Below are 23,596 nucleotides of genomic sequence, written 5' to 3'. Positions count from 1 at the left end.
TACTGTCGATAACGCGGACACCTCAGGCATCGCGAGGAAAGGACGGCCCATGGAAGACAGACTCGCCCTCCGGATCCAGCTCTTCCAGGAGAGCGGACAGGCGCCTCAGCAGGTGACGCGCTTCGTCGAGGAGGAGCTGACCGCCCTGGCCGCCGAGGGACACACCGTCACCGAGGACACCGCCGGGATGCTCACCAGCCACCTTGTGATGGCCCTCACCCGGCTGCTGAACGGCGAACCCATCGAGCAGTTCCTCACCGACGAGGAGGTGGCGGCGGAGCTCACCGGCCACCCCGACGCCGTCGAGCGCGCCCGGGCCGTCTCCTTCCGCGCCGAGAAGGAGCTGGGCGCCACACTGCCCGACTCCGAGATCAATTTCCTGGCGATGCATCTCGCCGTACTCCGCAAGAACGCCGTCAGAAGGGACGCGTCATGACGAAGATCCTCACTGGTGGTGTCGGCAAGGCCGACGTCGCCAAGACCGTGAAGCAGCTGGCACTGGACGGCGTGGACGTCGTCGTCTCCAGCGACATGGACGCGGCGATGAAACTGCGCGCCGGACAGGCCGATTACTACCTCGGCACCTGCCACACCGGCGCCGGAGCCTCGCTCGGAGTCCTGCTCGGCCTGATGGGCAGCGCCGCCTGCCACACCTTCGGCCGCTCCGTCCCCACCGAGGGCGAGGTGGCGGCGCTCATCGGCGACGGGAAGAAGGTCTTCGGCTTCGGCATGGACCAGATCGACGTCGTCGCTCCCGTCATCGCCCGCGCCATCGCGGCCCACGGCGCCTGAACCGCATCCGGCATTGAGGAGTGAGCCGTGAGTGGGAACCTCGCCGCCGCAGCCGTCGGCAGCACAGACCTCAGCCTGTCGCTGCCGCAGCAGCTGACCGTCATCGTCCTCTGCGCGCTGACGGCCTTCATCTCGCATCTGGCCCTGGCCGTCTTCAATGACGGCGTACGCCCCTTCATGCTGGACTTCATCCAGGGGCGCACGACCCGCAGCGCCACCACTGCCGTGTCGTTCGGGCTCTCCGCGGGCTTCATCTTCGGGCTGGGCGCGCCGATGGCGCTGTCCACCGGGGTGCTGAACCCGTGGCTGGTCTTCCTGCCCACCGACATCCTCGGCATCCTCTCGCCGAAGAAGTGGCTGGCCCCGATCCTCGGCGCGGCCTGGGGCGCGGTCATCGTCTTCGGTCTGAACGGCGCCAACAGTCTCGCGCACGACCTGCCTGTCGACTTCCTCACCGCGATGCAGCAGATGTCGACGCCGATCCTCTTCCTCTTCACGCTCTTTCCGGTGCTGGCCATCACCAAGCAGTTCGGCAGGGTGCGCGGCGCCATCGCGGGCGTCGTCGAACTGGCCCTGGTCGTCGCCACGATGAAGCTGTGGCCGAACGTCTTCGCCGGTGCCATCGCCATGGCGGTGGGCGTGCTGATGCTGATCGCGTTCGCCGTCTCCAAGGACCTGCGGGAGCGCAAGGCGGAGCGGGCGGAGCTGGCGGAACGAGTCGCGAACGGCGGCAGCGCGGCGGAGGCGGAGTCGAGCGACGACGATCCGATGGCCTCGCTGTTCAGCGCGAGCGCGACCCGGCTCCGTAAGCACCTGCCGCTGTTCATGCTGCTGGGTGCCGGGGTCTGCCTGCTGGCCCAGATGCACATCTTCGGCGGCGGCGAGGCGACCAGCTTCCTGATCGCCAAGGGCGACTACAGCGGTGCGGCGCAGGTGGACTTCTACCGGGTCTTCGGCTTCGTTCCGCTGATCGCCACCACGGCGCTGGCCTCGGGCGCGTACGGTATCGCCGGCTTCACCCTGGTCTACCCGATCGGCTATCTCCTGCCGAACCCCTGGCTGGCACTGATATGCGGCGCCGTCGTCTTCGCCGTCGAGGTGCTGGCGCTGTCCTGGATCGGCCGGGTGCTGGGCAGGCTGCCGTCGGTCCGGGACTCCTCGGAGCACCTGCGCGGCGCGATCAGCGACTCCCTTCAGCTGGCCATCCTCTTCGGCTCGCTGATGGCGGCCAACGCCATGGGCGGCGGCCTCGGCATCCTCATCGTCGGCGGGCTCTACCTGCTGAACGAAGCGATGGGCCGGGTCGTGGTCCGCATGGCAGCGGCACCCGCCGCCGTGATCGTCGGTGGCACCGCCCTCAACGTCCTGTACTGGCTGGACCTGTTCACACCCGTCAAGGGCGGCTGACGCGGTCGGTACGCGGCTCACGGAGTCGGCGGCATACGGGAAACGGGGCGGACAGGTCGCACGGCCGAGGCCCCGAGGCCAACGGCCGATCTCAGACCCCAACGACCGGTCCAGGCCCCAACGGCCGATCCCAAGCCGACGGTCGGCCCTTGGGCCAATGGTCGCTCCTTGGGCCAACGGTCGGTCCCCGCAGCCGGCACTCCGGCAGGAAGGAAGCAAGGCAGCACCATGCACGACATCCGGACCGTCACCGGTCCCCTCTCCCCCGCCGCCGTACGGGGCCCCGCGCTCGCACACGAGCACCTGGCCCTCGACCTGCGCCGGGACGCCGACCGGGCAGCGGTGCTCGACGACGCCCACGCCGACGCCGTCACGCGCGAACTCACCGAACTGCGCGAGGAGTACGGCCTCGCACTGGTCGTCGAGCTGACCTGCCGGGGCATGGGCCGCGACGTGGCGGCACTGGCCCGGATCGCCAAGGATTCCGGCGTGCCGGTCGTCGCGGCCACCGGCTGGTACTACGAGCCGTTCCACCCCTCGGAGGTCGGCGACGCCGGCGTCGAGGAGCTGACCGGCACGCTGGTACGCGAGATCACCGAAGGCATCGGGCCGGAGCGGGTGCTGCCCGGCGTCATAGGGGAGGTCGGGAGCCACGGGGACCGGCCGAGCGAGCCGGAGGTCCGTACGCTCACGGCGGCCGCGCGGGCGGCGGTGGCCACCGGCCTGTCCATGGTCACGCACGCGCAGCTCGGCCGGGGCGGCCCCGCCCAGCTGGCGCTGCTCACCGCCGAGGGCCTGCCGCCGCACCGCGTCTGCATCGGCCACCAGGACCTGCTGCACGACCCGGGCGTGCACCGGGAGCTGGCGGAGCAGGGCGCGTACGTCGCGTTCGACACGGTCGGCAAGGAGAGCTACCAGAGCGACGCGACCCGGCTGCGGCTGCTGCTCGCGCTGCTGGAGGCCGGGCACGCGGACCGGGCGCTGCTCAGCTGCGACGTCTCCCGTCACGGCTACCTGCGGGACGAGGGCGGCCAGGGCTACGGCCATCTGTTCCGGTCCTTCCTGCCGCGGCTCAAGGCGGCCGGCGTGGACGACGACACGATCGATCTGATGACCCGCCGCAACCCGCTCCGCTTCCTGGCCGGCGCGCGCACAGAGGAGGTGGCCTGAGATGTCCGTGGAGGAACACCGCCTGCCGGAGACCTTCCCGCTGCCGACCGTGCCGCTGGAGAACGCCGTCGCCCGCCAGTACCGACTGATGGAGTGCGTCGCGCGGCACTTCGAAGGGGAGCGGCTCTTCGAGGCGGACGCCGGAGTGGTTCCCGGGCTCGGCCGGCCCCGTACGACCGCCGGGGTGGAAGCCGTACTCGCCGACTTCTTCGGCGCCGAGGCCGCCGCTCTCGTACAGGGCGCGGGCACCGGAGCGATCCGCGCCGCACTCTCCTCGGTGCTCGGCGCGGGCGACCCGCTGCTCCTGCACAGCGCGCCGGTCTACCGCACCACCGCCGTCACGCTGCGGGGCCTGGGCGTGGCGGTGACCGAGGTGGACTTCAACGACCGTGCGGCGCTGACGGAGGCGCTGGCGAGCGGCCGGTTCACCTGGGCGTATGTACAGCACACCCGGCAGCGGCTGGCCGATTCCTACGACCCCGGCGAGGTGCTGGCGGTCTGCCGTGCGGCGGGGGTCCGTACGGTCGTCGACGACAACTACGCGGTGATGCGGGTTCCGCGGAGCGGGGTCGAGCTGGGCGCCGACGCCTCCTGCTTCTCGCTCTTCAAGCTGCACGGCCCGGAGGGCGTCGGGGTGGTGGTGGGCGCCGCCGACCTGGTGGCGCGCGTGCACGCGGACAACTACTCCGGGGGCGGACAGGTGCAGGGACACCAGTCGCTCGATGCGCTGCGCGCCCTGACCCACGTGCCGGTGATGTGGTCGTTGCAGTCCGCGGTGGGTGCGGAGGTGGCCGAACGGCTGGCGGCCGGTGAGGTCCCCGGCGTCGCCGAGGTCCGTATCGCCAACGCGCAGGACCGCTGCCTGCTGGTGCGGCTGGACCGGCCGGTGGCGCGCGAGCTGCCCGCCGTGGCGGCCCGATACGGGGCGGCGCCCTACCCCGTCGGGTCCAACTCCCGTTACGAGATCGCCCCGTTGTTCTACCGCATGTCGAGCTCGTCCCTGGAGGCCGCGCCGGGGCTCGCGGAGTGGACCGTGCGGATCAATCCCATGCGCGCCGGCGCGGACCTCGTCCTGGACATCCTCCGCCGATCGCTGCACGACCTTCGAGAAACACACGACCTTCGAGAGACAGGGGGCTGACCGTGTTCCTCGACGCCGTCCTGCACCGCAACCCCGAACTGGTCGCGTTCGCGACCGAGTTGCACAAATCCGGAGCCATCCCGCCGGACACGTACGTCATGGATCTCGACTCCGTCGAGTCCAACGCCGCGCTGCTGGCGCAGGAGGCGGACCGGCTCGGCCTGTCGCTGTGGTTCGTGGTCAAGCAGATCGGCCGCAACCCGGAGCTGATCGAGGCCGTCGCCCGGCACATCCCCCGGTTCGCGGCCATCGATCCGCCCGAGGCCCGCATCCTGCACGCGGCGGGAGCCGAGGCCGGCAACCTGGGCCATCTCGTGCAGATCCCGGCGCGCGCCCTGCCCGAGATGCTGGCCTGGCGCCCGGAGACCGTCACGGTCTACGACCTCGCGAACGCCCGCGCCGTCTCGGAAGCGGCCACCCGGCTCGGGTTCGTCCAGGACGTACTGATCCGGCTGGAGGGCGCGCCCGGGTCGGTCTATCCGGGACAGGAGGGCGGGGTACGGCTCGACGGCAGCGTGCGACGGGACAGCGGCGTACGGGTGGAAGACGGCAGGCTGCTCGGCGGTGGCGGCGGACGACTGCCCGATGGGACGGGGCCGGACGGCGGCGGGCCGCTTGCCGACAGCGTGCGGCTGGACGGTGGCGGAGGTGACGGACCACGCGCCGATGGCATGCGGCCCGAGGGAGGCCTCCGGCTCGACGGGGGCGCACAACTCGGCGCAGCCGTAGGGCTCGACGCGGATGCAGGACTCGACGCCGGCATCGGGCTGGACGCAGACGGGGGGCTGGATGCGTTTCTTGACGAGGCCGAGCGGTTGCCAGGGATCCGGGTGGCCGGTGTGACGGCGTTCCCGTGCGTGCTGTGCGATCCGGAGACCGGGGTGCCGCAGCCGACGCCCAACTTCGCGCTGGCGCGCAGGGCCGTCGAGCGGCTCGCCGCACGCGGTCACACGGACCTCAAGCTCAGCGCGCCCAGCGCCACGTCGATGGCCACCCTGCCGCTGCTGGCCCGGCTGGGCGCGACACACGGCGAGCCCGGTCACGCCCTGACCGGCACGACCCCTTTGCACGCGGTGGATTACGAGCAGCCGGAGCGGCCCGCGTATGTGTACGTCAGCGAGGTGGCCCACACGCTCGCCGACGGCCGGCCCGCGCTCTACGGGGGCGGCTTCTACGCCCGGGGCGGCGCGCGGGAGGCGCTGATCCCGCGTACCGGGGCGCGGTTGCGGGTCGAGGACGCACCCGCGGCGAACATCGACTACTACCGGCTGCTCGCCCCGGGGGACGCCCGGGTGGGCGACACCGCCGTACTGGCGTTCCGTACGCAGATCTTCGTCACCCGCAGCACCGTCGCAGTCGTCTCCGGGCTGTCCTCGGGCAGGCCGAAGCTCAGCGGCCTCTACGACCCCCTCGGGAGGCCCTACTGACCGAGCACCGGCACTGGGACCGGTGCCTGCACCGGCCATCGGGCAACCAGCTCGCCCCGACCAACCCACTCCCCTCCCCGCCTGCCCGTACAAGACTCATCCCTCTCGGACGCCAGGAACCGCCATGAGCAAGATCGTCATCCTCGTCGTCGACGGCTTCGGCATCGGCGCGATGCCGGATGCCGGAGCGCTGCGCCCCGGCGACGCCGAAGCCGACACCCTCGGCCACCTCCTCGACCACCACCGTGCGGCGACCGGCCGCCCCCTGGAGCTGCCCTCGTTCGGCGCCCTCGGGCTGGGCACCGTCCATCCGCACCCGGACCTCCCGCCGCGCCCCTCGCTGCCGGTCGCGGCCGGCCGGGCGGCGCTGGGTTATCCGGGCGCGGACACGTACGCCGGGCATCAGACGATGATGGGCGCCGACTTCAGCCGGGTGACGGTGGCGCGGCTCGCCGAGCATCTGCAGGAGGTCACCGCTGCCCTGCGGGCCGCCGGGCACCGTACGGAACTGCTCGACGGCAAGCCGTTGGTGGTGGTCGACGGGCGGGTGCTGGTGCACGACAACCTGGAGGCCGACCCGGGCATCAACTGGAACGCCTCGGCGCGGCTGACGGAGGCACCGTTCGCGCAGGTGCTGGACGTGGCGCGCGTGGTCAGGACGGTCGCACCCGTGGCGCGGGTGATCGCGGTGGGCGGGCACGCCGACGGGCCACTGACCGGGTTCGTACGGCACGGGGAGGCCGGCACTATCGGGCTGGACACCCCCGCCAGCGGCTTCTACCGCAACGGCGGGCTGGAGGTGCAGCACCTCGGCGCGCCGCTGGACCACACCCGCCAGCTGCCGGACGCCGCGGCCCGCGCGGGCGTCCCCGTCACGCTCGTCGGCAAGGCGGCCGACCTCCTCGCCTGCGAGGCGGCGGTGCGGCGGCCGGCGGTGGACACCGGGGAGGTGCTGCGGCACACGGTGGACGCGGTCCGGGCGGCGGCCGAGCAGGACAGCGGACCCGGACAGGAGGGCGGACCCGGACAGGAGGGGCCGGCGTTGGTGGTCAGCAACGTGCAGGAGACCGACCTGGCGGGCCATGAGCAGGACCCGGACCGTTACGCGGCGGTGCTGCGGAAGGTGGACGAGGGCATCGCGGAGCTGCTGCCGCTGCTCACCGCGCCCGGGGACCGGCTGATCGTCACCGGCGACCACGGCAACGACCCCACGATCGGGCACGCCTTCCACACGCGGGAGTACGTACCGGTGCTGATCCACCGTCCCGGCGCCGAAGCCGCCGAGCGACTCCCGGACGCCGCGTCGCTGGCGGACGTGGGCGCCACCGCGGCCGTCGCGCTGGGGCTGAGCCCGGCCGGGCTCGCCAGCGGCGCACCGCTCCAGGTGGAGCGTCCTATACGTGGCGCAGCCGCCTTCCCCTCCCCGCACGCCGCGCGCTGACCGGGACGCCGCCCTCGGCGCGAAGCGCCCGCCCCGGATGCGTACACCGCTTCGGGTACGTACACCGCTTCGGGCATGCGCACGGCTCCAGGTACGCGCGTCGCTCCGGGTATGCCGACGGCCCCGGCCGGAGGGGTCCGGGCGGGGCCGTGGGGGCGGGAGGCTACTGCGTGCGGGGGTGCACCAGCCGACTCAGTCGTGTCAGCTGTCTCAAGTACACCAGCTCGGTCAGCCCCCTCAACTGCATCAGCTGCATCAGCCCATGAACTTCTTGAATTCCTCCGGGAGTTCAAAGTTCTTCGGGTCGTCCTGGCCGCCCTGCGGGAGGCCGAGCGGGTTGCCGTTCTGGGCGGCCTCGCGGCGCGCCGCGGCGGCCTCCTCCTCGGCCTTGCGCTTCATGGGGTTGCCGCTGCGCTGCTTGCCCTTGGCCTTCTTCTGCTGCTTCTTCTTCTTGGCACCGCCACCCATGCCAGGCATCCCGGGCATGCCCGGCATCCCCGGCATGCCGCCGCCCTGGGCCATCTTCGACATCATCTTGCGGGCGTCGAAGAAGCGCTCCACCAGGCTCTTCACGGCGCTGACGTCGACACCCGAACCGCGCGCGATACGAGCACGGCGGGAACCGTTGATGATGGTCGGGTCCTGGCGCTCGCCCGGGGTCATCGACTTGATGATCGCGGCGGTGCGGTCGACGTCCCGCTCGTCCAGGTTGTTGATCTGGTCCTTCATCTGCGCCATGCCGGGCAGCATGCCGAGCAGCTTGGAGATGGAGCCCATCTTGCGGACCTGCTCCATCTGGGCCAGGAAGTCGTCGAGCGTGAACTCCTTCGGGCCCTTCTGCAGCTTGGCCGCCATCTTCTCGGCCTCGGCCTGGCTGAAGGTCTGCTCGGCCTTCTCGATGAGCGACAGCATGTCGCCCATGCCAAGGATGCGGGACGCCATGCGGTCCGGGTGGAACGCGTCGAAGTCGTCCAGCTTCTCGCCGTTGGAGGCGAACATGATCTGCTTGCCGGTGACGTGCGCGATGGAGAGCGCGGCACCACCGCGGGCGTCGCCGTCGAGCTTGGAGAGCACGACGCCGTCGAAGCCGACGCCGTCGCGGAACGCCTCGGCGGTGTTGACCGCGTCCTGGCCGATCATGGCGTCGACGACGAAGAGGACCTCGTCGGGCTTGACCGCGTCCCGGATGTCCGCGGCCTGCTGCATCAGCTCCTGGTCGATGCCCAGGCGGCCGGCGGTGTCGACGAGCACGACGTCGTGCTGCTTGGCACGGGCGAACTCGATCGAGTCCTGGGCGACCTTGACCGGGTCGCCGACGCCGTTGCCCGGCTCCGGGGCGAAGATCGCGACACCGGCGCGCTCGGCGACGACGGTGAGCTGGTTCACGGCGTTCGGACGCTGGAGGTCACAGGCGACCAGCAGCGGGGCGTGGCCCTGTGCCTTGAGCCAGCGGCCGAGCTTGCCGGCCAGGGTGGTCTTACCGGCACCCTGCAGACCGGCGAGCATGATGACCGTCGGCGGCTGCTTGGCGAAGCGCAGGCGACGGGTCTCGCCGCCGAGGATGCCGATGAGCTCCTCGTTGACGATCTTGATGACCTGCTGGGCGGGGTTCAGCGCCTGGGAGACCTCGGCGCCCAGCGCACGCTCCTTCACCTGCTTGATGAAGGCGCGGACGACGGGGAGCGCGACATCCGCTTCGAGCAGGGCGATACGGATCTCACGCGCGGTGGCGTCGATGTCCGCCTCGGAGAGGCGCCCCTTGCCCCGGAGATTTTTGAAAGTACTCGCCAGGCGGTCGGAAAGCGTATCGAACACGGCGGTCGTCGATCCTCGGGGTCGGGGGTGGAGTCAATCGGCTTCTAGAGTATCCGCCCCACGGTACAGAACGTCCCGGCCTACCCGAAGAGGCGGACGGGGACGGTATCCCCAGGTACGCGGGGTGCACCACGGCACGCTTGCGGCGCCCGACCGGTCCGTCGTGCCCGACGCGCCCGCCGCGTCCGTGGGGCCCGACGCTTCCGTCGCGCCCGACGCTTCCGTGGGGGCCCCGTCCCGTCCGCCGTCCTGTCCGGCCGCCGGAGCGGGAAGGGCGCTCCGGTCACTTCAAGGCGCGCTCCACGGCCTGGGCCACCTCCGTCGCGGTGGCGGGCGGAAGCGGGGAGCCGTCGGCGTCGGTGACGTAGAAGGCGTCCACGGCGTTGGCGCCCAGGGTGCTGACGTGAGCGCTGCGTACGGTGACGCCGGCGTCCTCCAGGGCGCGGCCGATCCGGTACAGCAGGCCCTGGGCGTCCTGGGCGCGTACCTCGATCACGGTGGCGGAGCGGGAACCGCCGGGCGCCACCGCCACCCGGGGCGGCGGCGCCTGAAGGCCGCGCGAGCGCCGCGCGTAGGCCCGTTCGCGCTCGGCCAGGCGCGCGGGGATGTCGAGCGTGCCGTCCAGGGCCCGTACGAGGTCGGCGCGGAGCCGGACCGCCTGCGGCAGCGAGCCGTACTCGGCTGCCACCCGCCAGCTGAGGAGCAGCATCGGACGGCGGGTGACGGCACGCGGGGCGCCGTCCACCACGCTGCCGCCCGCGCTGCCCTTCGTGCAGTCCTTCGTGCCGCCCGTCGCGCTGTTCCCCGTGCTGTCCGTCGCGCCGGTCTCCGTGCCGTACAGGCTCTCCGGCAGTGGCATGACGCGCAGGTCGGCGGCGCGGACGGTGAGCCGGTGCACGGCGAGTACGCCTGCCGTGGCGGGGAGGATGCCGGGTCTGTCCGGTACGGCGAGCAGGAGCTCGACGCCGACCGGTTCCGGATCTCCGGCGGACTCCCGGCCCGTCTCCCGGTCGTCCCCGAGACCCGGGTCCTCCGGAGAGGCCGAAGAGTCCGGGAAGGCTGGGGGGCCTGGAGAGACCGAGGAGCCCGAGGAATCCGGGGCGCCCCGGGTGGTCGTGGACTGTGGGGCGGGGACGGGCGGTTCGGTCCGGGTGTGCAGGGCCAGTACGGGTTCGCCGGTGCGCCAGGCCTCGACGGCGAGGCGTTCCTGTTCCGCGGTGGGCTCCCACGGGGTGGTCGTGGTCGCGTCCGGCTCCCCCGCGAGCAGTCCGCCGACCCGCCGCACCAGGTCGGCGACCAGCCCCTCGCGCCAGCGGCTCCAGGCGGCGGGCCCGGTGGCCAGGGCGTCGGCCTCGGTGAGCGCGTGCAGCAGTTCCAGCGTGCCGGCCGTGCCGACCACCCGGGCGACCGAGGCGATCGTGGCCGGGTCGTCCAGGTCGCGGCGGGTGGCGGTCTCGATGAGGAGGAGGTGGTGGCGGACCAGGGTGGCGACGACGTCCGTGTCCTTGGCGTCGAAACCGAGGCGGGCGGTCACGTCGCGGGCGATGGTCTCACCGGACACCGAGTGGTCGCCGGGCCAGCCCTTGCCGATGTCGTGCAGCAGCGCGGCCATCAGGAGCAGGTCGGGGCGGTGGACGCGCCGGGTCAGGGCGGAGGCGCGTACGGCCGTCTCGACGAGGTGCCGGTCGACGGTCCAGCGGTGCACGGCGTTGCGCTGCGGCCGGCAGCGCACCCGCTCCCAGTCCGGCAGCAGCCGGGTGATGATCCCCTCGGCCTCCAGCGCCTCCCAGACGGGCACCGTGCGCGCCCCCGCGCCCAGCAGGGTCAGCAGTTCCTCACGGGCCTCGGCGGGCCACGGCACGGGCAGCGGCCGGGCCACCGTGGCCAGCCGCCGCACGGCGTGCGGGGAGAGGGGCAGGCCGGCCTGGGCGGCGGCGGCCGCGGCTCTCAGCGGCAGGACGGCGTCGCGTTCGGGGCGGGCGGTGCGGGCCAGTACGACCTCGCCCTCGTGCTCGACGACGCCCTCGGCCAGCGGCGAGCGCTCGCCCCGGCCCGCTGTCCGCCCGTTCCGTCCACCGCGTCCGCTGATCAGGCCGCGCAGTGACGGCCGTACGGAGCGGGAGCGGAGCACCCGGCCGACCTCTCGCCAGGTCACGTCGCCGGCGTACGAGATCGTGCGCGCCGACTCGTATACCTGGCGCAGCAGGGCGTCGGCGTCGAGGAGGCCGAGGGCCGCCGCGACCTGGTCCTGCTCCTGGAGCGCGAGCCGGTCGGTGGCCCGTCCGGTCACCAGGTGCAGGGCGTCGCGTACGTCCAGCAGGCAGCCGCGGGCCTCTTCCAGGCCGGCCCGGGGCGCGTCGGCGAGCCAGGACGCGGCGACCGCGCGCAGGGCGGTGACGTCGCGGAGGCCGCCTCTGGCCTCCTTGAGGTCGGGTTCGAGGAGGTACTGCAGTTCGCCCTGGCGGTCGGCCCGGTCCAGGCAGAGGGCGTGGAGTTCGGGGAGGCGTTTGAGGGCCGACTCGCGCCAGTCGGCGAAGCTCGCGGTGCGCAGGGCGGCGGTGAGGTCGGCGCTGCCCGCGAGGTGACGGGCGTCGAGCAGGCCGAGCTGTGCCTTGAGGTCGTCGCGGGCGGTACGGCGGGCCTCGGCGAGTGTGCGGACGGAGTGGTCCAGGTCCAGGCCGAGATCCCAGAGGGGGTACCAGAGGCGGTCGGCGAGGGCCGCGACCTCCTGGGCCGAGGCCCTGCCGTCGTGGAGGAGGAGCAGGTCGAGGTCGCTGCGGGGGGAGAGTTCGCCGCGGCCGTAGCCGCCGACGGCGACGAGCGCGGCCCCGCCGACGCCACTCCGCGCGGCGGCGCTCTCGAAGAGGCCGGCCAGCCAGCGGTCGGTCAGCCGGGCGAGGGTGGTCCGACGGTCCGCGCCGGTCACCGTGGCGTCCTGGAGCAACCGCAGCCGGTCGGCGGCGTAGCCGCCCTCGTCGTCGGCCTGCCGGGAGTCAGCCGTGGCGTCGCCGGACTTGGCCCGGTCGCCGTCCGGTTCGGCCTTGCTGCGGCGGAGTTCGGTTCCGTCGCCGCCGGCCTCCTTGTCTCGGAGCTCGGCCCGGCCGTCACGGGCGTCGGCCGCGTCTCCGCGGGCCGCCGGGCCCCCGGCTGCCGTCCGTGCCTCACCGGCGGCCGGGCCTCCGGCCGCCGTCCCCGATGCGCCCGGGGCCGCACCCGGCCCGCCGGGCGTCGCCGCTTCCTCCACGCTGTCCGTCACCTCAGGCGCTCCTCGGTCGTCTCGGTCCTGCCCCCGGTGGTCGTGTCCGCCCCTCGCCCGGACAAGCTGCCCGCTTCCCGCCGGGACGGCGCCGCGCCGCCCGCCCCTCACCCGTACGGACCGGACGCTGCCCGCCGGTCGCCCGTACGCCGTCTCCGCCGCCCGGTCCGCCGACGGCCGCCCATCGCAGCCACCGCCGCCACACGATCACCGGCCGCACGATCACCGGCGGTCGGCGCCCCGCCCCAACACGTCCGGTCGCCGACCAACAGGCCACCGTCCGTCGCCCGGGGAGCCGGAGCACCGGCCAGCACCCGACCGAACAGCCAGGCCGCCCCTCGCCGGCCACCTACGCCGCCGGTCACCCGGCCGGCCCGGCCCCTGGCCGACCGCGTCACTGGGGCACTGGGTCACCGGGCGCCGGTCACCGAAGCCCCAGCCCGGACCACAAGCCTGCGTCAGCCCGGACCACAAGCGCGCGTCCCCGGCCTCAGTCCCCGGACTGCAATTCGAGGAGCCGAGACGGCCCCCGCCCACCGAAGCCACAGGCCACGCCCCACCGACCGGGTTTGCGGCGACCGCGGCGATCGGGCGCCATCCCACCGACCGGGGCCCACCCCCACCAACCGGCCCCAACCGATGCCCCGCCCCCTCAGTCCTCAAAGCGCATCCGGCCCCCGCTCCCCCGTTCGCACTCGGACCGCTTCTTCCACCGGGACACTCCAGACCTTGCCGTCGCCGATCTTGCCGGTGCGGGCGGCCTTGACGACTACCTCGACCAGTTGTTCGGCGTCGGCGTCCTCGACCAGGACCTCGATGCGGATCTTGGGGACGAGGTCCACGGTGTACTCGGCGCCGCGGTACACCTCCGTGTGGCCGCGCTGCCGGCCGTAGCCGCTGGCCTCGGTGACGGTCAGGCCGTGCACGCCGAACGACTGCAGGGCCTCCTTCACCTCGTCCAGCCGGTGCGGCTTGATTACTGCCGTGATGAGCTTCACGCGTCCACCTTCTTCGCCTTGCCCGGGGTCCCGCCCTGGGCCCGATCCGATGATCCTGTCTGCGAGGCCGAGGCCGTGCCACCGGCCGGGCCGTCACCGGAAGCCGACGCCGACGCCGGTGCCGCCGTACGGGCCAGGGCCGAACCGCCGCCGGTGCCGCCGTAGTCGTACGCCGTCTCCGCGTGGGCGGCCTGGTCCACGCCCGCCAGCTCCTCGTCCTCGCTGACCCGGAAGCCCATCACCAGGTCGATGACCTTGGCAAGGACGAACGAGACGACGAGGGAGTAGAGCAGCACGCTCACCACACCGACGGACTGCTTGCCGAGCTGGGCGAGGCCGCCGCCGTAGAACAGGCCCTGGGCCTTGCTCTGTACGCCGCCGGTGGCGAAGAAGCCGATGAGCAGCGAGCCGACGACACCGCCGACCAGGTGGACGCCGACGACGTCGAGGGAGTCGTCGTAGCCGAACTTGTACTTGAGGCCGACGGCCATGGCGCACAGGACGCCCGCGATGACGCCGATGGCGATCGCGCCGAGCGGGCTGACGGAGCCACAGGCGGGGGTGATCGCGACCAGGCCGGCGACCGCGCCGGACGCGGCGCCCAGAGTGGTGAACGAGCCGTGCCGCAGCTTCTCGTACGCGAGCCAGCCGAGCATCGCCGCACCGGTGGCGACCTGCGTGTTCAGGAAGGCCACCGCGCCCACGCCGTCACCGTTGCCGAGCCAGGAGCCGGCGTTGAAGCCGAACCAGCCGAACCACAGCAGGCCCGCGCCGAGCATGACGAGCGGCAGGCTGTGCGGCCGCATGGGGTCCTTCTTGAAGCCGATCCGCTTGCCCACGACGAAGATCACGCCCAGCGCCGCGGCACCGGCGTTGATGTGGACGGCCGTACCGCCCGCGAAGTCGATCACGCCGAGTTCGAAGAGCCAGCCGCCGGCGCCCCAGACCCAGTGGGCGACCGGGAAGTACACGATCGTCGCCCACAGGACGACGAACAGCGCCCAGGCGGTGAACTTCACCCGGTCCGCGAGCGCACCGCTGATCAGGGCGGGGGTGAGGATGGCGAACATCAGCTGGAAGGCCGCGAAGACGTAGACCGGGATGGTGTAGCCGTCCCACAGCTCGGTGAGCCCGATGCCGCTGAGTCCCACGTAGTCGCCGCTGAAGCCGATGACGGAGCCGTGGTCGGTACCGAAGGCGAGGCTGAAGCCGTACAGCACCCACAGAACGGTCACCAGGCCGAGGCTGATGAAACTCATCATCAGCATGTTCAGGACGCTCTTCACGCGGACCATGCCGCCGTAGAAGAACGCGAGCGCGGGGGTCATCACCATCACCAGGGCGGTGGCGATCAGCATGAATCCGGTGTCGGCCGGGCTCAGCTCGGCCTTGTCTGCTGCGAGCGTCAGGATGCCTGGGGGCATCGGCGTCTCCTCGTCGTCGATGCGGCCCGTGCGGGGGTGGTGCTGATGGGCCGACTCTCGCCACGAGATTGGCGCAGCGCCGTTTCCGGTGGAGCGCCCCGGTGTTTCGCCGCCGTGACGAAGGCGACGGCGGTGTTACGCCCGGATGAACGCCTGCGGAGGCCACGGAAACCGCGGACCGGCCGCGACCACTGCCCTCAGACCTGGCGATGGGGGAGCCGAGTCGGACTGTACGGGGCGTGGTCGCGGCCGGGGTCTTCGGCGGTACCGGCCGCGCGCGGGAGGTGCCGCGTGGGCCGGGCCGCTGGGCGGCCTCCGTGCGGGGCCGGGCCTCTCTAGACGGCCTCCGCGGCGGTCTCCGGCAGATGGTGCTGCAGTTCTTCGGTCAGCTGGATGACCTCGGCCACGTCGGAGAAGTCCCGGGCCGCGGTGTCGACGGTCTTGCGCAGCCGGGTGTTGACCCGCTCCGAGCGGACCTGCTTCGCGAACGGTATGGCCTTCTGGGCCATGTCCGCGCACTGCTCGGGCTCGCGCTGCAGCAGGTGGACCGTGGCCATGCCGATGAGGTTGAGGGCGTACGAGCGCTGGTGCTCCTGGTCCTTGCCGAACAGCTCGACGGCACGCTCCATCACCGGGTGCGCCAGCGAGGCGTACGTGGGGCTGCGGCCGGCTACGTAGGCGAGGTCGCGGTAGGAGTGGGCGTTCTCGGCGTTCAGCTCGGCCTCGGAGAAGAAGCGGATCCAGTCCGGTTCGAGCTGCGCGCCGGGCTCGACGTCGGCGTAGGTGTCCTCGGCCATCCGGACGGCCCGCTTGACCTTGCTGGGGTGGCCGATGCCGGCGTACGCGCGGGCCTCCATCGCATACAGCATGGCCTGCGTGCGCGGGGTGGCCATTTCCCGGCTGCCGTACTGCGCGAGGTGGATCAGCTCCAGGGCGTCCTCGGGGCGCCCGAGGTGGATCATCTGGCGGCTCATGCTGGAGAGGATGTACGAGCCCAGGGGCTTGTCGCCGGCCTCCTTGGACGCGTGCAGCGCGAGGACGAAGTACTTCTGGGCCGTGGGCTGCAGACCGATGTCGTAGCTCATCCAGCCCGCCAGCTCGGCCAGTTCGGCGGCGACCTTGAACAGCCGCTTGGAGACCGCTTCGGGGTGCGACTCCTGGAGCAGGTCGGTGACTTCGTGGAGCTGCCCGACGACGGCCTTGCGGCGGAGCCCGCCGCCGCACTGGGCGTCCCACTGCCGGAACATCATGGTGGTGGACTCCAGCAGCTCCAGCTCGGGCTGCGAGAGCCGGCCGCCGCGGCGGCGTCCGCCGCCGTCGGATCCGGCCTCGCCCGCGCCGCCGGCGGGCGTGGGGACCAGCCAGCGCTGCATGGGCTCGATGAGGGCGGGCCCGGCGGCCAGCGCCAGTGAGGTCCCGAGGAAGCCGCGCCGCGCCAGCATGAGGTCGCTGCGCGAGAACTCGCTGATGAGCGACACCGTCTGGGGCCCGGCCCAGGGAAGGTCCACGCCCGAGACGGACGGGGACTGGTGCGCGCTGCGCAGGCCCAGGTCCTCGATGCCCACGACGCACCCGAAGCGCTCGGAGAACAGCTCGGAGAGGATCCGGGGGATCGGCTCGCGGGGCTGCTCGCCGTCCAGCCAGCGGCGGACCCGTGAGGTGTCCGTACTGATGTGGTGCGCGCCCAGCTGCCGGGCACGGCGGTTGACCTGGCGGGCGAGTTCGCCCTTGGACCAGCCGCTGCGCACGAACCACGAGCCCAGTTGCTCGTTCGGGCGCTTGTCAGCGCACGTGCCGCCGTTGCCGCCCAACTCGAACGCCCCCATCCGGATCTGTCGCTCTGTCACGAACCTCAGACAGGATGCCGCTCCTTCGCGACGCCTGTCCTGGAGTGACCCCAGCCGACCACGGATTCCGGCCTACGGAAAGCCGCCGGACGGTCACTCCCTTGCCTTTGGCATACCCGCTTGGCGGATACCCCTCCCGGTTCGTGCACCGAAAGTAATCCTACGATCACGCCTCCCGCGAGGCCGAGCCGGGAAACGCCACCATTCGCCACCCCTTCGAATGAACTCCTCCGCGGCTCCTCGCGATTGACTTGACACAGGTCGCAAAGGGTTGGGCGGAGAGAAGCACTCAAGGGCGCGCGTGCCACGCCGCACAACCCGAAGCACTACGTCACACCAGCGACGGCGACGACTGTCGACGGAGCGTCACGGCAAAACTCCGGCACGTAACCACTGGCATGCAGGACCCGTTGGAGGGGGCATGGGCTTCACGATCGGCGGCATCCGGGAGTTCCGCGACATCCGCCATGGCACCAAGAGGCGCGTCCGCTCGGCCGAGGGCACCGCGGTGGCGGAGTACACCGGACTCTGGGGCTGGGACGTGGTCCCCGGCGCCCGCGCGGCACGGGGCGGCGACGGCCGCACGGCCTGCTCGTGCGGGACGGCGGACTGCGCGGCGCCCGGTGCCCACCCCCTCGCCTTCGCGGACGCCCTCCCCGCCGGCACCACGCTGGAGAAGGCGGCGGCGGTCTGGGCGGAGACGCCGGGCGCCGCGGTGCTGCTGCCGGTCGGCCGCACCTTCGACGTCCTGGACGTACCGGTCGCGGCGGGCCGCACGGCCCTGGTCCGGCTCGAACGGATGGGCCTGCCCCTGGGCCCGGTGGCCGCCACCCCGACCGGGCGGGCGCTGTTCTTCGTGGCGCCGGGCGCCGCTGCCGGACTGCCGACCCTGCTGTACCGCATGGGCTGGGACGACGCCTCGCTGGACCTGCGCTGCCTGGGCCCCGGCGATCACGTCGTCGCGCCGCCGTGCGACCTCGCGGGCCTGGGGCCGATGCGCTGGCTGCGGCCGCCGACGCTGGACAGCGCGGGCCACCCCCCGGAGGCGAAGCTGCTGCTGGGCACCCTTGCGTACGTCTGCCACCGGGTGTGCGCCTGACCTCCGCGCCCCGCTCCCCCACCGCCGCGTTCCGGCCGCCGGAGCGCGGCGCCTCTTCGTACACCCGCCCGAAAACCATCGTCCCGCGTCCGGTCGCCGGGCCCGTCATCCCCGCGCTGCGCCGCCGGGCGCACGCACCGAGCCCCGCCGCACTTCGTGTGCGGCGGGGCTCGGTGTATCCGTATCGGTGCGGGTGCCCGGGTTAACCCGTTCACGCTCCGGTCAGTCGCCGATCAGGGCGTCGACGAACGCCTCGGGCTCGAACGGTGCCAGGTCGTCGGCGCCCTCACCCAGGCCCACCAGCTTGACCGGGACGCCCAGTTCGCGCTGGACGGCGACGATGATGCCGCCCTTGGCCGTGCCGTCCAGCTTGGTGAGCACCACGCCGGTGATGTCCACGACCTCGGCGAAGACCCGGGCCTGGACCAGGCCGTTCTGGCCGGTGGTGGCGTCCAGGACGAGCAGCACCTCGCCGACCGGGCCGTGCTTCTCCACGACCCGCTTGACCTTGCCCAGCTCGTCCATGAGGCCGGTCTTGGTGTGCAGCCGGCCGGCGGTGTCGATCAAAACGACGTCGGCGCCCTCGGAGATACCTTCCTTCACCGAGTCGAAGGCGACCGAGGCGGGGTCGCCGGCCTCGGGTCCGCGCACGGTGCGGGCGCCGACCCGCTCGCCCCAGGTCTGGAGCTGATCGGCGGCGGCGGCACGGAAGGTGTCGGCCGCGCCGAGCACGACGGACTTGCCGTCGGCGACCAGCACGCGGGCGAGCTTGCCGGTGGTGGTGGTCTTACCGGTGCCGTTGACGCCGACGACCATGACGACGCCGGGGATCTCCTGGCCGCCTGCGCCCAGGCCGTTCGCGGTGTTCACGGCGCGGTCGGCCTCGGTACCGATGAGCTGGAGCAGCTCCTCACGGAGCAGCGCGCGCAGCTCGTCGGGGGTGCGGGTGCCGAGCACCTTCACGCGCTCGCGCAGCCGCTCGACCAGCTCCTGCGTGGGCTGCACACCGACGTCGGCGGTGAGCAGGGTGTCCTCGATCTCCTCCCAGGTGTCCTCGTCCAGGTGTTCCCGGGAGAGCAGCGTGAGCAGGCCCTTGCCCAGGGAGTTCTGCGAGCGGGAGAGTCGGGCGCGCAGCCGGACGAGCCGGCCGGCGGTCGGCTCCGGCACCTCGACCTCGGGCGCCGCGGGCGCCTCCGGCTCGGCGACGGGCGGTTCCTCGACGAGGGTGGCGCCGGAGTCCGGCAGACCGACCTCTTCGATGGTGCGACGCTCCTCGTCGCGGGGGGTCTCGGCGTCCTCACCGACCTGCGGTTCCGCAGGGGGCGCGGTGACGGACGGGGTGGTCGGCGGGGGCGGCGGCAGCTGCTTCTTCCTGCGGCTGCTGACGACGAGCCCGCTGATCGCGCCGAGCGCGACCACAGCGATGACTACAGCAAGGATGACGATTTCCATAACTCCCTCAGTATCGGGCACACGGCGCCCGCGGGGTCGCACGCCACAGATTGCGAAGACGTACCGCCCCGCACCTCAATCCGGATGCCCACTGTCCAGGTTCTAATCCGGATGTGTACTTTCCGGATTCACCCCCGCGGAACACGCCACGGGGAGGCCCGGAAGGAGAATCTGGATGTCGGGCATCCTGATCATGGGCGGCGGTTTCGCCGGAACGTGGGCCGCCGCCGGCGCCGCCCGCCTGCTGCGCACCCATGACGCCTCCGCCACGGTCACGCCGCTCGCGCCGGGCCCCGACCTGGTGATCCGCCCCCGGCTGTACGAGGCGGACCCTCCCGCTGGACCGCGTCCTCGGCCCCATCGGCGTACACCGCGTCGCGGCGACGGCGACCGGCATCGACACCGGCCGCCGGACCGTCACCGCCGAGGGCGCCGACGGCCGCACGGAGCACCGGTACGAGCGGCTGGTGCCGGCCACCGGCAGCGCGCCGGTCCGTCCGCGCCTCCCCGGCGCCGAGCTGCTGCACGGCGCCGACACGATGGCCGCGGCCGTCGCCCTGGAGGAGCATCTGCGGGCGCCGCCGGAGGCGCCCGAGGGAACCGGGCGGGGTCACGGCGGTGGCGGTCGGCGCCGGGTTCACCGGTGGAGATCGCGGCCGAGCCGGTGGGCCGGCTGCGGGCGGTCGCCGCACCGCAGGGCCTGGCGGACGAGGCCGAGGTCGTCCTGGTGGAGTGCGACGAGGTCGTCGGGCGCGGGCTCGGCGCGCCCGCGCGGCCGGTGATCGAGCGGGCGCTGGACGAGCTGGGGGTCGTATTGCGGCTCGGCGTCACGGTCGAGCGCGTCGACGAGCGGGCCGTCCACCTCTCCGACGGCAGCGCGGGCCCGGCCCGTACGGCCGTCTGGACGGCCGGAGTGCGGGCCGACGGCATCACCGCACGGATTCCTGCCGCGCGCGACGAGCCGGGGCGGCCGGCGGCCGACGAGTGACTGCGGATGCGCGGGGTGCCGGAGGTGTACGCGGCGGGCGACACCGCGGCCGCGCCCGCCGAGGACGGCCGCACCGTGACGCAGTCCTGCCGGCACGCGACGCCGCAGGGGAAGTTCGCCGGGCACCACGCGGCGGCCGACCTGCTGGGGCCGGACCGGGAGCCGTTCCTCACAGATCCGTACGTCACCTGCCTCGATCCCGGCGGGGCGGGCGCGGTACTGACCAAGGGCTTCGACCGGGCGCTGAACGACACCCCGGTCGCCGAAGCCAAGGCCCGGAAGCACGCGATCAACGAGACCTGGATCTATCCGCCGGTGGAAGACGCGGAGGAGATCCTGCGCGCCGCCGACCACCGGGTGAGTCGGCGCGGACCGGTGCCGGCACCGGCCGGCCGACCAGGGCACCCGCCCGCCGGTCGGACCCTCCGACGAAAAGTGTGACGCGCCCGACTCGTCGGAGGGTCCAATGGGTCTTACGGCAGGAAGTTGGTGCAAAGTACGATGGTGGATGGCCGCGCAACGCGCGTAGAGTCCTCGTCGGCCACCGCGCCGCCCCGCAGCCAGGCACCACCGCCGCTGCCGACTGCCCCCTGTGGGGGTGCCCTTGCCCCAGCGCACGAGAGACACCTGCACCATGGACACCACGGCCTCCTCCCCCGAGACCGAAGGCACCGTCGAGACCCGAGGCATCGAGCCGGTCCCCGACGACGAACGCCACGGCCGGGTCCGCGAGCTCTTCCCGACCTGGGTCGCCGCCAACATCAGCGTGCTGCTCCTGACCATGGGCGCCGCCCTGGTGGTCTTCAACGGCCTGAACTTCTGGCAGGTCCTCGTCGTCGCGCTGATCGCCGCGGCGGTCTCCTTCGGCCTCACCGGCCTGCTGTCGGTCACCGGCAAGTGGGGCGGCGCGCCCGGCCTGATGCTCTCGCGCGCCACCTTCGGCGTACGGGGCAACTACTTCCCCGGCATGATCCTCTGGGTCGCCCGCTTCGGCTGGGAGACGATCAACGCCGTCACCGGCGCGTTCGCGCTGCTCACGGTGTTGAATCTGCTTTTCGGCATCAAGAGCAACGACTTCCTGACCGTGCTCACCCTGTTCGCCTTCGTGGCGACCACGTTCCTGGTCTCCGGCCTCGGCCGGAAGGCGCTGAACGTCTGCAACAAGTGGTCGACGTACCTCTTCGGCATCTTCAGCGTGCTGGTGCTCGTCTACCTGATCGCCAAGATGGACTGGCAGCAGGTCTTCTCCCAGAAGGCCGGCGACACGGCGATGATGATCGCGGGCATCGGCACCATAGCGGCCGGCGGCATCAGCTGGATCCCCTCGGGCCCGGACTTCACCCGGTACCTCCCGCACGCCGCGTCCGGCAAGAAGATCGTCGCCACCACCGTCTCGGGCGCGGGGCTGGTCATGGTGCCGATGGTGCTCATGGGCGGCGTGATGTCCTCCCGCACGCCCGACCTGGCCAAGGCGAGCGACCCGGTCGCGTTCCTCGGCGACGTCCTGCCGACCTGGCTGGCCGTGCCGTACCTGATCACCGCGCTGGTCGGCATGCTGCTGATCAACAGCCTGTCGATGTACTCCGCCGGCTTCACCGCGCAGACCATGGGCGTGAAGCTGCCCCGCCCGCTGGCGGTCAGCATCAACGCCGCCATCAGCCTGGTCGGCGGCGCGTTCATGATGCTGGTGGCGACCAGCTTCATCAGCCAGTTCATCGCCTTCCTGACGCTGCTCGCGGTCTCTTTCTCGGCATGGGTCGGGGTGTACGCGATCGACATGCTGCGGCGCTACCGGCGCACCGTCCGGTACGACGCCGAGGGCCTGATGGACACCTCGCGCGGCGGCCGCTACTGGTACGCGGGCGGCTTCTGCTGGCAGGCGCTGACCGCCTGGGGCGTGGCCCTGGCCCTCGGCCTGTGCCTGACCAAGGTCGAGTGGTTCGCGGGCCCGCTGGCCGGCACCTGGCTCGGCACGCACGGCCTGGGCTGGGCCGTCACGATCGTGATCGCCGCCGTGGTCTTCGCGGTGCTGCCCACGCCGCGCGAGAACATCCCCGCGAAGGGTGACGCGGCGCCGGAGCCGATACCGGCCGGGCGGTAACGGACCCGGGCGGTCACCCCGTACGCCCCCTCCACAACTGACGCAGCATCAGATAACGTCCCCTTCGCCACCTCCCGGCGAAGGGGACGCTGTCATGCCCGTCACGGTCCTGCGCTTCAACCTGGTCGATCCCGAGCCCACTCCGGAGGGCCTGGCGGCGCGCTATCAGGCGGCCGTCGCGATGGCCCGGTACGCCGACGACATGGGTCTCACGACGGTGCAGACCGAGGAGCACCACGCCACCGACAACGGCTGGATGCCCTCGCCGCTGGCCTTCGCCGGTGCCGTGCTCGGCGCCACCCGGCGGATCACCGTCACCGTCTCCGCGCTGATCACCCCGCTGCACGACCCGCTGCGGCTGGCCGAGGACCTCGCGGTGCTGGACCTGCTCGGCGGCGGCCGGCTGGTGACCGTCGCGGGCCTGGGCTACCGCCCCGAAGAGTACGCGGCCCACGGCAAGGACTGGGAAGGGCGCGGCGCGCTCCAGGACGAGGTGCTGGAGACGCTGCTGCGCGCCTGGACCGGCGAGCCCTTCGAGTACCGGGGGCGCACGGTCCGCGTCACGCCGCGCCCGGCCACACAGCCGCACCCGCTCCTGCTCGTGGGCGGCGCCTCACGGCCCGCCGCGCGCCGGGCGGCCCGGCTCGGCCTGCCGCTCTTCCCCAGCGCCCACCTGCCGGACCTCACCGCGTACTACCACCAGCAGTGCGCCGAGCGGGGCCACGAGGGCTGGGTGATGGAGCCGCCGGCCAGCACGGCGCTGCTGCACGTCGCGGAGGACCCGGACCGGGCCTGGGACCGGTACGGGAAGCACTTCCTCTACGAGGCGCGGACGTACGCGGGCTGGCAGGCGGGGGCCGGCACGCACTCGGCCGTCCGCTCGGCGGCCTCGGACGTGGCGGCGCTGCGCGAGGAAGGCGTGTACCGGGTGCTGACGCCGGAGGAGTGCGTGGCGTACGCGGGCAAGGCGGAGGCGTCGGACTCGCTGATCCTGCATCCGCTGTGCGGCGGGATGCCGGTGGACGAGGCGTGGCGGTCGCTGCACCTCTTTGCGGAGCGCGTGCTGCCACAGTTGGCGTCGTGAGGGCGCAGGTCGGGTCAGGCCGGATTGTCAGTGGCCCCCAGTACTGTGCTGAGCAGGGGACCTGCGCCCCCATGGGGGAAAGAGGGGGCGAAACGGTACGCCGGCTGCGGACATGCGGCTGCCCCGGCTCCATCGGGGAGCCGGGGCAGTTCCG

At 72.6% G+C, this 23,596-nt stretch carries 18 protein-coding genes; 12 read left to right on the top strand and 6 right to left on the bottom strand.

All coding sequences use genetic code 11. The features are described 5' to 3' along the window. Positions 1 to 49: 49 nt before the first annotated feature. The 7 genes from ACIGQF_RS17260 to ACIGQF_RS17230 all read left to right on the top strand — a co-directional run bounded on the left by ACIGQF_RS17260 (position 50) and on the right by ACIGQF_RS17230 (position 7,378). The gene (locus tag ACIGQF_RS17260) at positions 50 to 436 is read left to right on the top strand and encodes a PRD domain-containing protein (protein WP_399710751.1); all 387 of its coding nucleotides are present in this window, start codon (positions 50 to 52) and stop codon (positions 434 to 436) included. Then, positions 433 to 792: a DUF2620 domain-containing protein gene (locus tag ACIGQF_RS17255; protein WP_399710749.1), complete on the top strand. Its 360-nt coding sequence runs from the start codon at positions 433 to 435 to the stop codon at positions 790 to 792. The genes ACIGQF_RS17260 and ACIGQF_RS17255 overlap by 4 nt, the downstream gene beginning before the upstream one ends. 27 nt (positions 793 to 819) lie before the next feature. Further along, positions 820 to 2,199 carry a YhfT family protein gene (locus ACIGQF_RS17250; RefSeq protein ID WP_399710747.1) on the top strand — a complete coding sequence of 460 codons (1,380 nt, stop codon included), beginning with the start codon at positions 820 to 822 and terminating at the stop codon, positions 2,197 to 2,199. Positions 2,200 to 2,427: 228 nt separating this feature from the next. Next, positions 2,428 to 3,369 (top strand): phosphotriesterase, encoded by a 942-nt coding sequence (locus ACIGQF_RS17245; RefSeq protein WP_399710745.1) that lies wholly within the window; start codon positions 2,428 to 2,430, stop codon positions 3,367 to 3,369. Between the two features lies 1 nt (position 3,370). After that, positions 3,371 to 4,510 carry an aminotransferase class V-fold PLP-dependent enzyme gene (locus ACIGQF_RS17240; RefSeq protein ID WP_399710743.1) on the top strand — a complete coding sequence of 380 codons (1,140 nt, stop codon included), beginning with the start codon at positions 3,371 to 3,373 and terminating at the stop codon, positions 4,508 to 4,510. A gap of 2 nt (positions 4,511 to 4,512) precedes the next feature. Continuing rightward, complete coding sequence (locus tag ACIGQF_RS17235; protein ID WP_399710741.1) at positions 4,513 to 5,937, top strand: alanine racemase; 1,425 nt, start codon at positions 4,513 to 4,515, stop codon at positions 5,935 to 5,937. 124 nt (positions 5,938 to 6,061) lie between these two features. After that, positions 6,062 to 7,378: a phosphopentomutase gene (locus ACIGQF_RS17230; protein ID WP_399710739.1), complete on the top strand. Its 1,317-nt coding sequence runs from the start codon at positions 6,062 to 6,064 to the stop codon at positions 7,376 to 7,378. A gap of 255 nt (positions 7,379 to 7,633) precedes the next feature. On the opposite strand, the gene ffh is transcribed toward ACIGQF_RS17230, so the two are convergent. The 5 genes from ffh to ACIGQF_RS17205 all read right to left on the bottom strand — a co-directional run bounded on the left by ffh (position 7,634) and on the right by ACIGQF_RS17205 (position 16,697). Then, positions 7,634 to 9,193, bottom strand: coding sequence for a signal recognition particle protein (gene ffh, locus ACIGQF_RS17225; protein ID WP_399710737.1), 1,560 nt, complete (start codon positions 9,191 to 9,193; stop codon positions 7,634 to 7,636). A 283-nt stretch (positions 9,194 to 9,476) separates the two neighbouring features. Further along, positions 9,477 to 12,143 carry a [protein-PII] uridylyltransferase gene (locus ACIGQF_RS17220; protein WP_399710992.1) on the bottom strand — a complete coding sequence of 889 codons (2,667 nt, stop codon included), beginning with the start codon at positions 12,141 to 12,143 and terminating at the stop codon, positions 9,477 to 9,479. A 965-nt stretch (positions 12,144 to 13,108) separates the two neighbouring features. Next, positions 13,109 to 13,447 (bottom strand): P-II family nitrogen regulator, encoded by a 339-nt coding sequence (locus tag ACIGQF_RS17215; protein WP_361556198.1) that lies wholly within the window; start codon positions 13,445 to 13,447, stop codon positions 13,109 to 13,111. Beyond that, on the bottom strand, positions 13,444 to 14,871 hold the full coding sequence (locus ACIGQF_RS17210; protein WP_399710734.1) for an ammonium transporter: 1,428 nt from the start codon (positions 14,869 to 14,871) through the stop codon (positions 13,444 to 13,446). Before ACIGQF_RS17210 ends, ACIGQF_RS17215 begins: the two co-directional genes overlap by 4 nt. Positions 14,872 to 15,206: 335 nt before the next feature. Beyond that, entirely contained in the window at positions 15,207 to 16,697 is a 1,491-nt protein-coding gene (locus ACIGQF_RS17205) for a hypothetical protein (RefSeq protein WP_399710990.1), read from the bottom strand. 442 nt (positions 16,698 to 17,139) lie between these two features. Between ACIGQF_RS17205 and ACIGQF_RS17200 the strand changes: the two genes are divergently transcribed. Beyond that, positions 17,140 to 17,817, top strand: coding sequence for a bifunctional DNA primase/polymerase (locus ACIGQF_RS17200; RefSeq protein WP_399710732.1), 678 nt, complete (start codon positions 17,140 to 17,142; stop codon positions 17,815 to 17,817). Between the two features lie 222 nt (positions 17,818 to 18,039). On the opposite strand, the gene ftsY is transcribed toward ACIGQF_RS17200, so the two are convergent. Beyond that, complete coding sequence (gene ftsY / locus ACIGQF_RS17195; protein ID WP_399710730.1) at positions 18,040 to 19,269, bottom strand: signal recognition particle-docking protein FtsY; 1,230 nt, start codon at positions 19,267 to 19,269, stop codon at positions 18,040 to 18,042. Positions 19,270 to 19,912: 643 nt separating this feature from the next. Here ftsY and ACIGQF_RS17190 point away from each other — a divergent pair. From ACIGQF_RS17190 to ACIGQF_RS17175, 4 genes are all read left to right on the top strand, one after another. Next, positions 19,913 to 20,257, top strand: a complete 345-nt coding sequence (locus ACIGQF_RS17190) for an FAD-dependent oxidoreductase (RefSeq protein ID WP_399710728.1) — start codon at positions 19,913 to 19,915, stop codon at positions 20,255 to 20,257. 6 nt (positions 20,258 to 20,263) lie between these two features. After that, positions 20,264 to 20,698, top strand: a complete 435-nt coding sequence (locus ACIGQF_RS17185; RefSeq protein WP_399710726.1) for a hypothetical protein — start codon at positions 20,264 to 20,266, stop codon at positions 20,696 to 20,698. A 193-nt stretch (positions 20,699 to 20,891) separates the two neighbouring features. Next, a complete protein-coding gene (locus ACIGQF_RS17180; protein WP_399710724.1) occupies positions 20,892 to 22,358 on the top strand; it encodes a purine-cytosine permease family protein in 1,467 nt (488 codons plus the stop codon). A 94-nt stretch (positions 22,359 to 22,452) separates the two neighbouring features. After that, positions 22,453 to 23,442, top strand: coding sequence for an LLM class flavin-dependent oxidoreductase (locus ACIGQF_RS17175; RefSeq protein ID WP_399710722.1), 990 nt, complete (start codon positions 22,453 to 22,455; stop codon positions 23,440 to 23,442). Positions 23,443 to 23,596: the final 154 nt, after the last annotated feature.

The organism is Streptomyces sp. NPDC053560 (assembly GCF_044544605.1).
Classification (GTDB): domain Bacteria; phylum Actinomycetota; class Actinomycetes; order Streptomycetales; family Streptomycetaceae; genus Streptomyces.
Note: the sequence above shows the minus strand (reverse complement) of the source record. Positions and strands in the feature narration are given on the sequence as shown.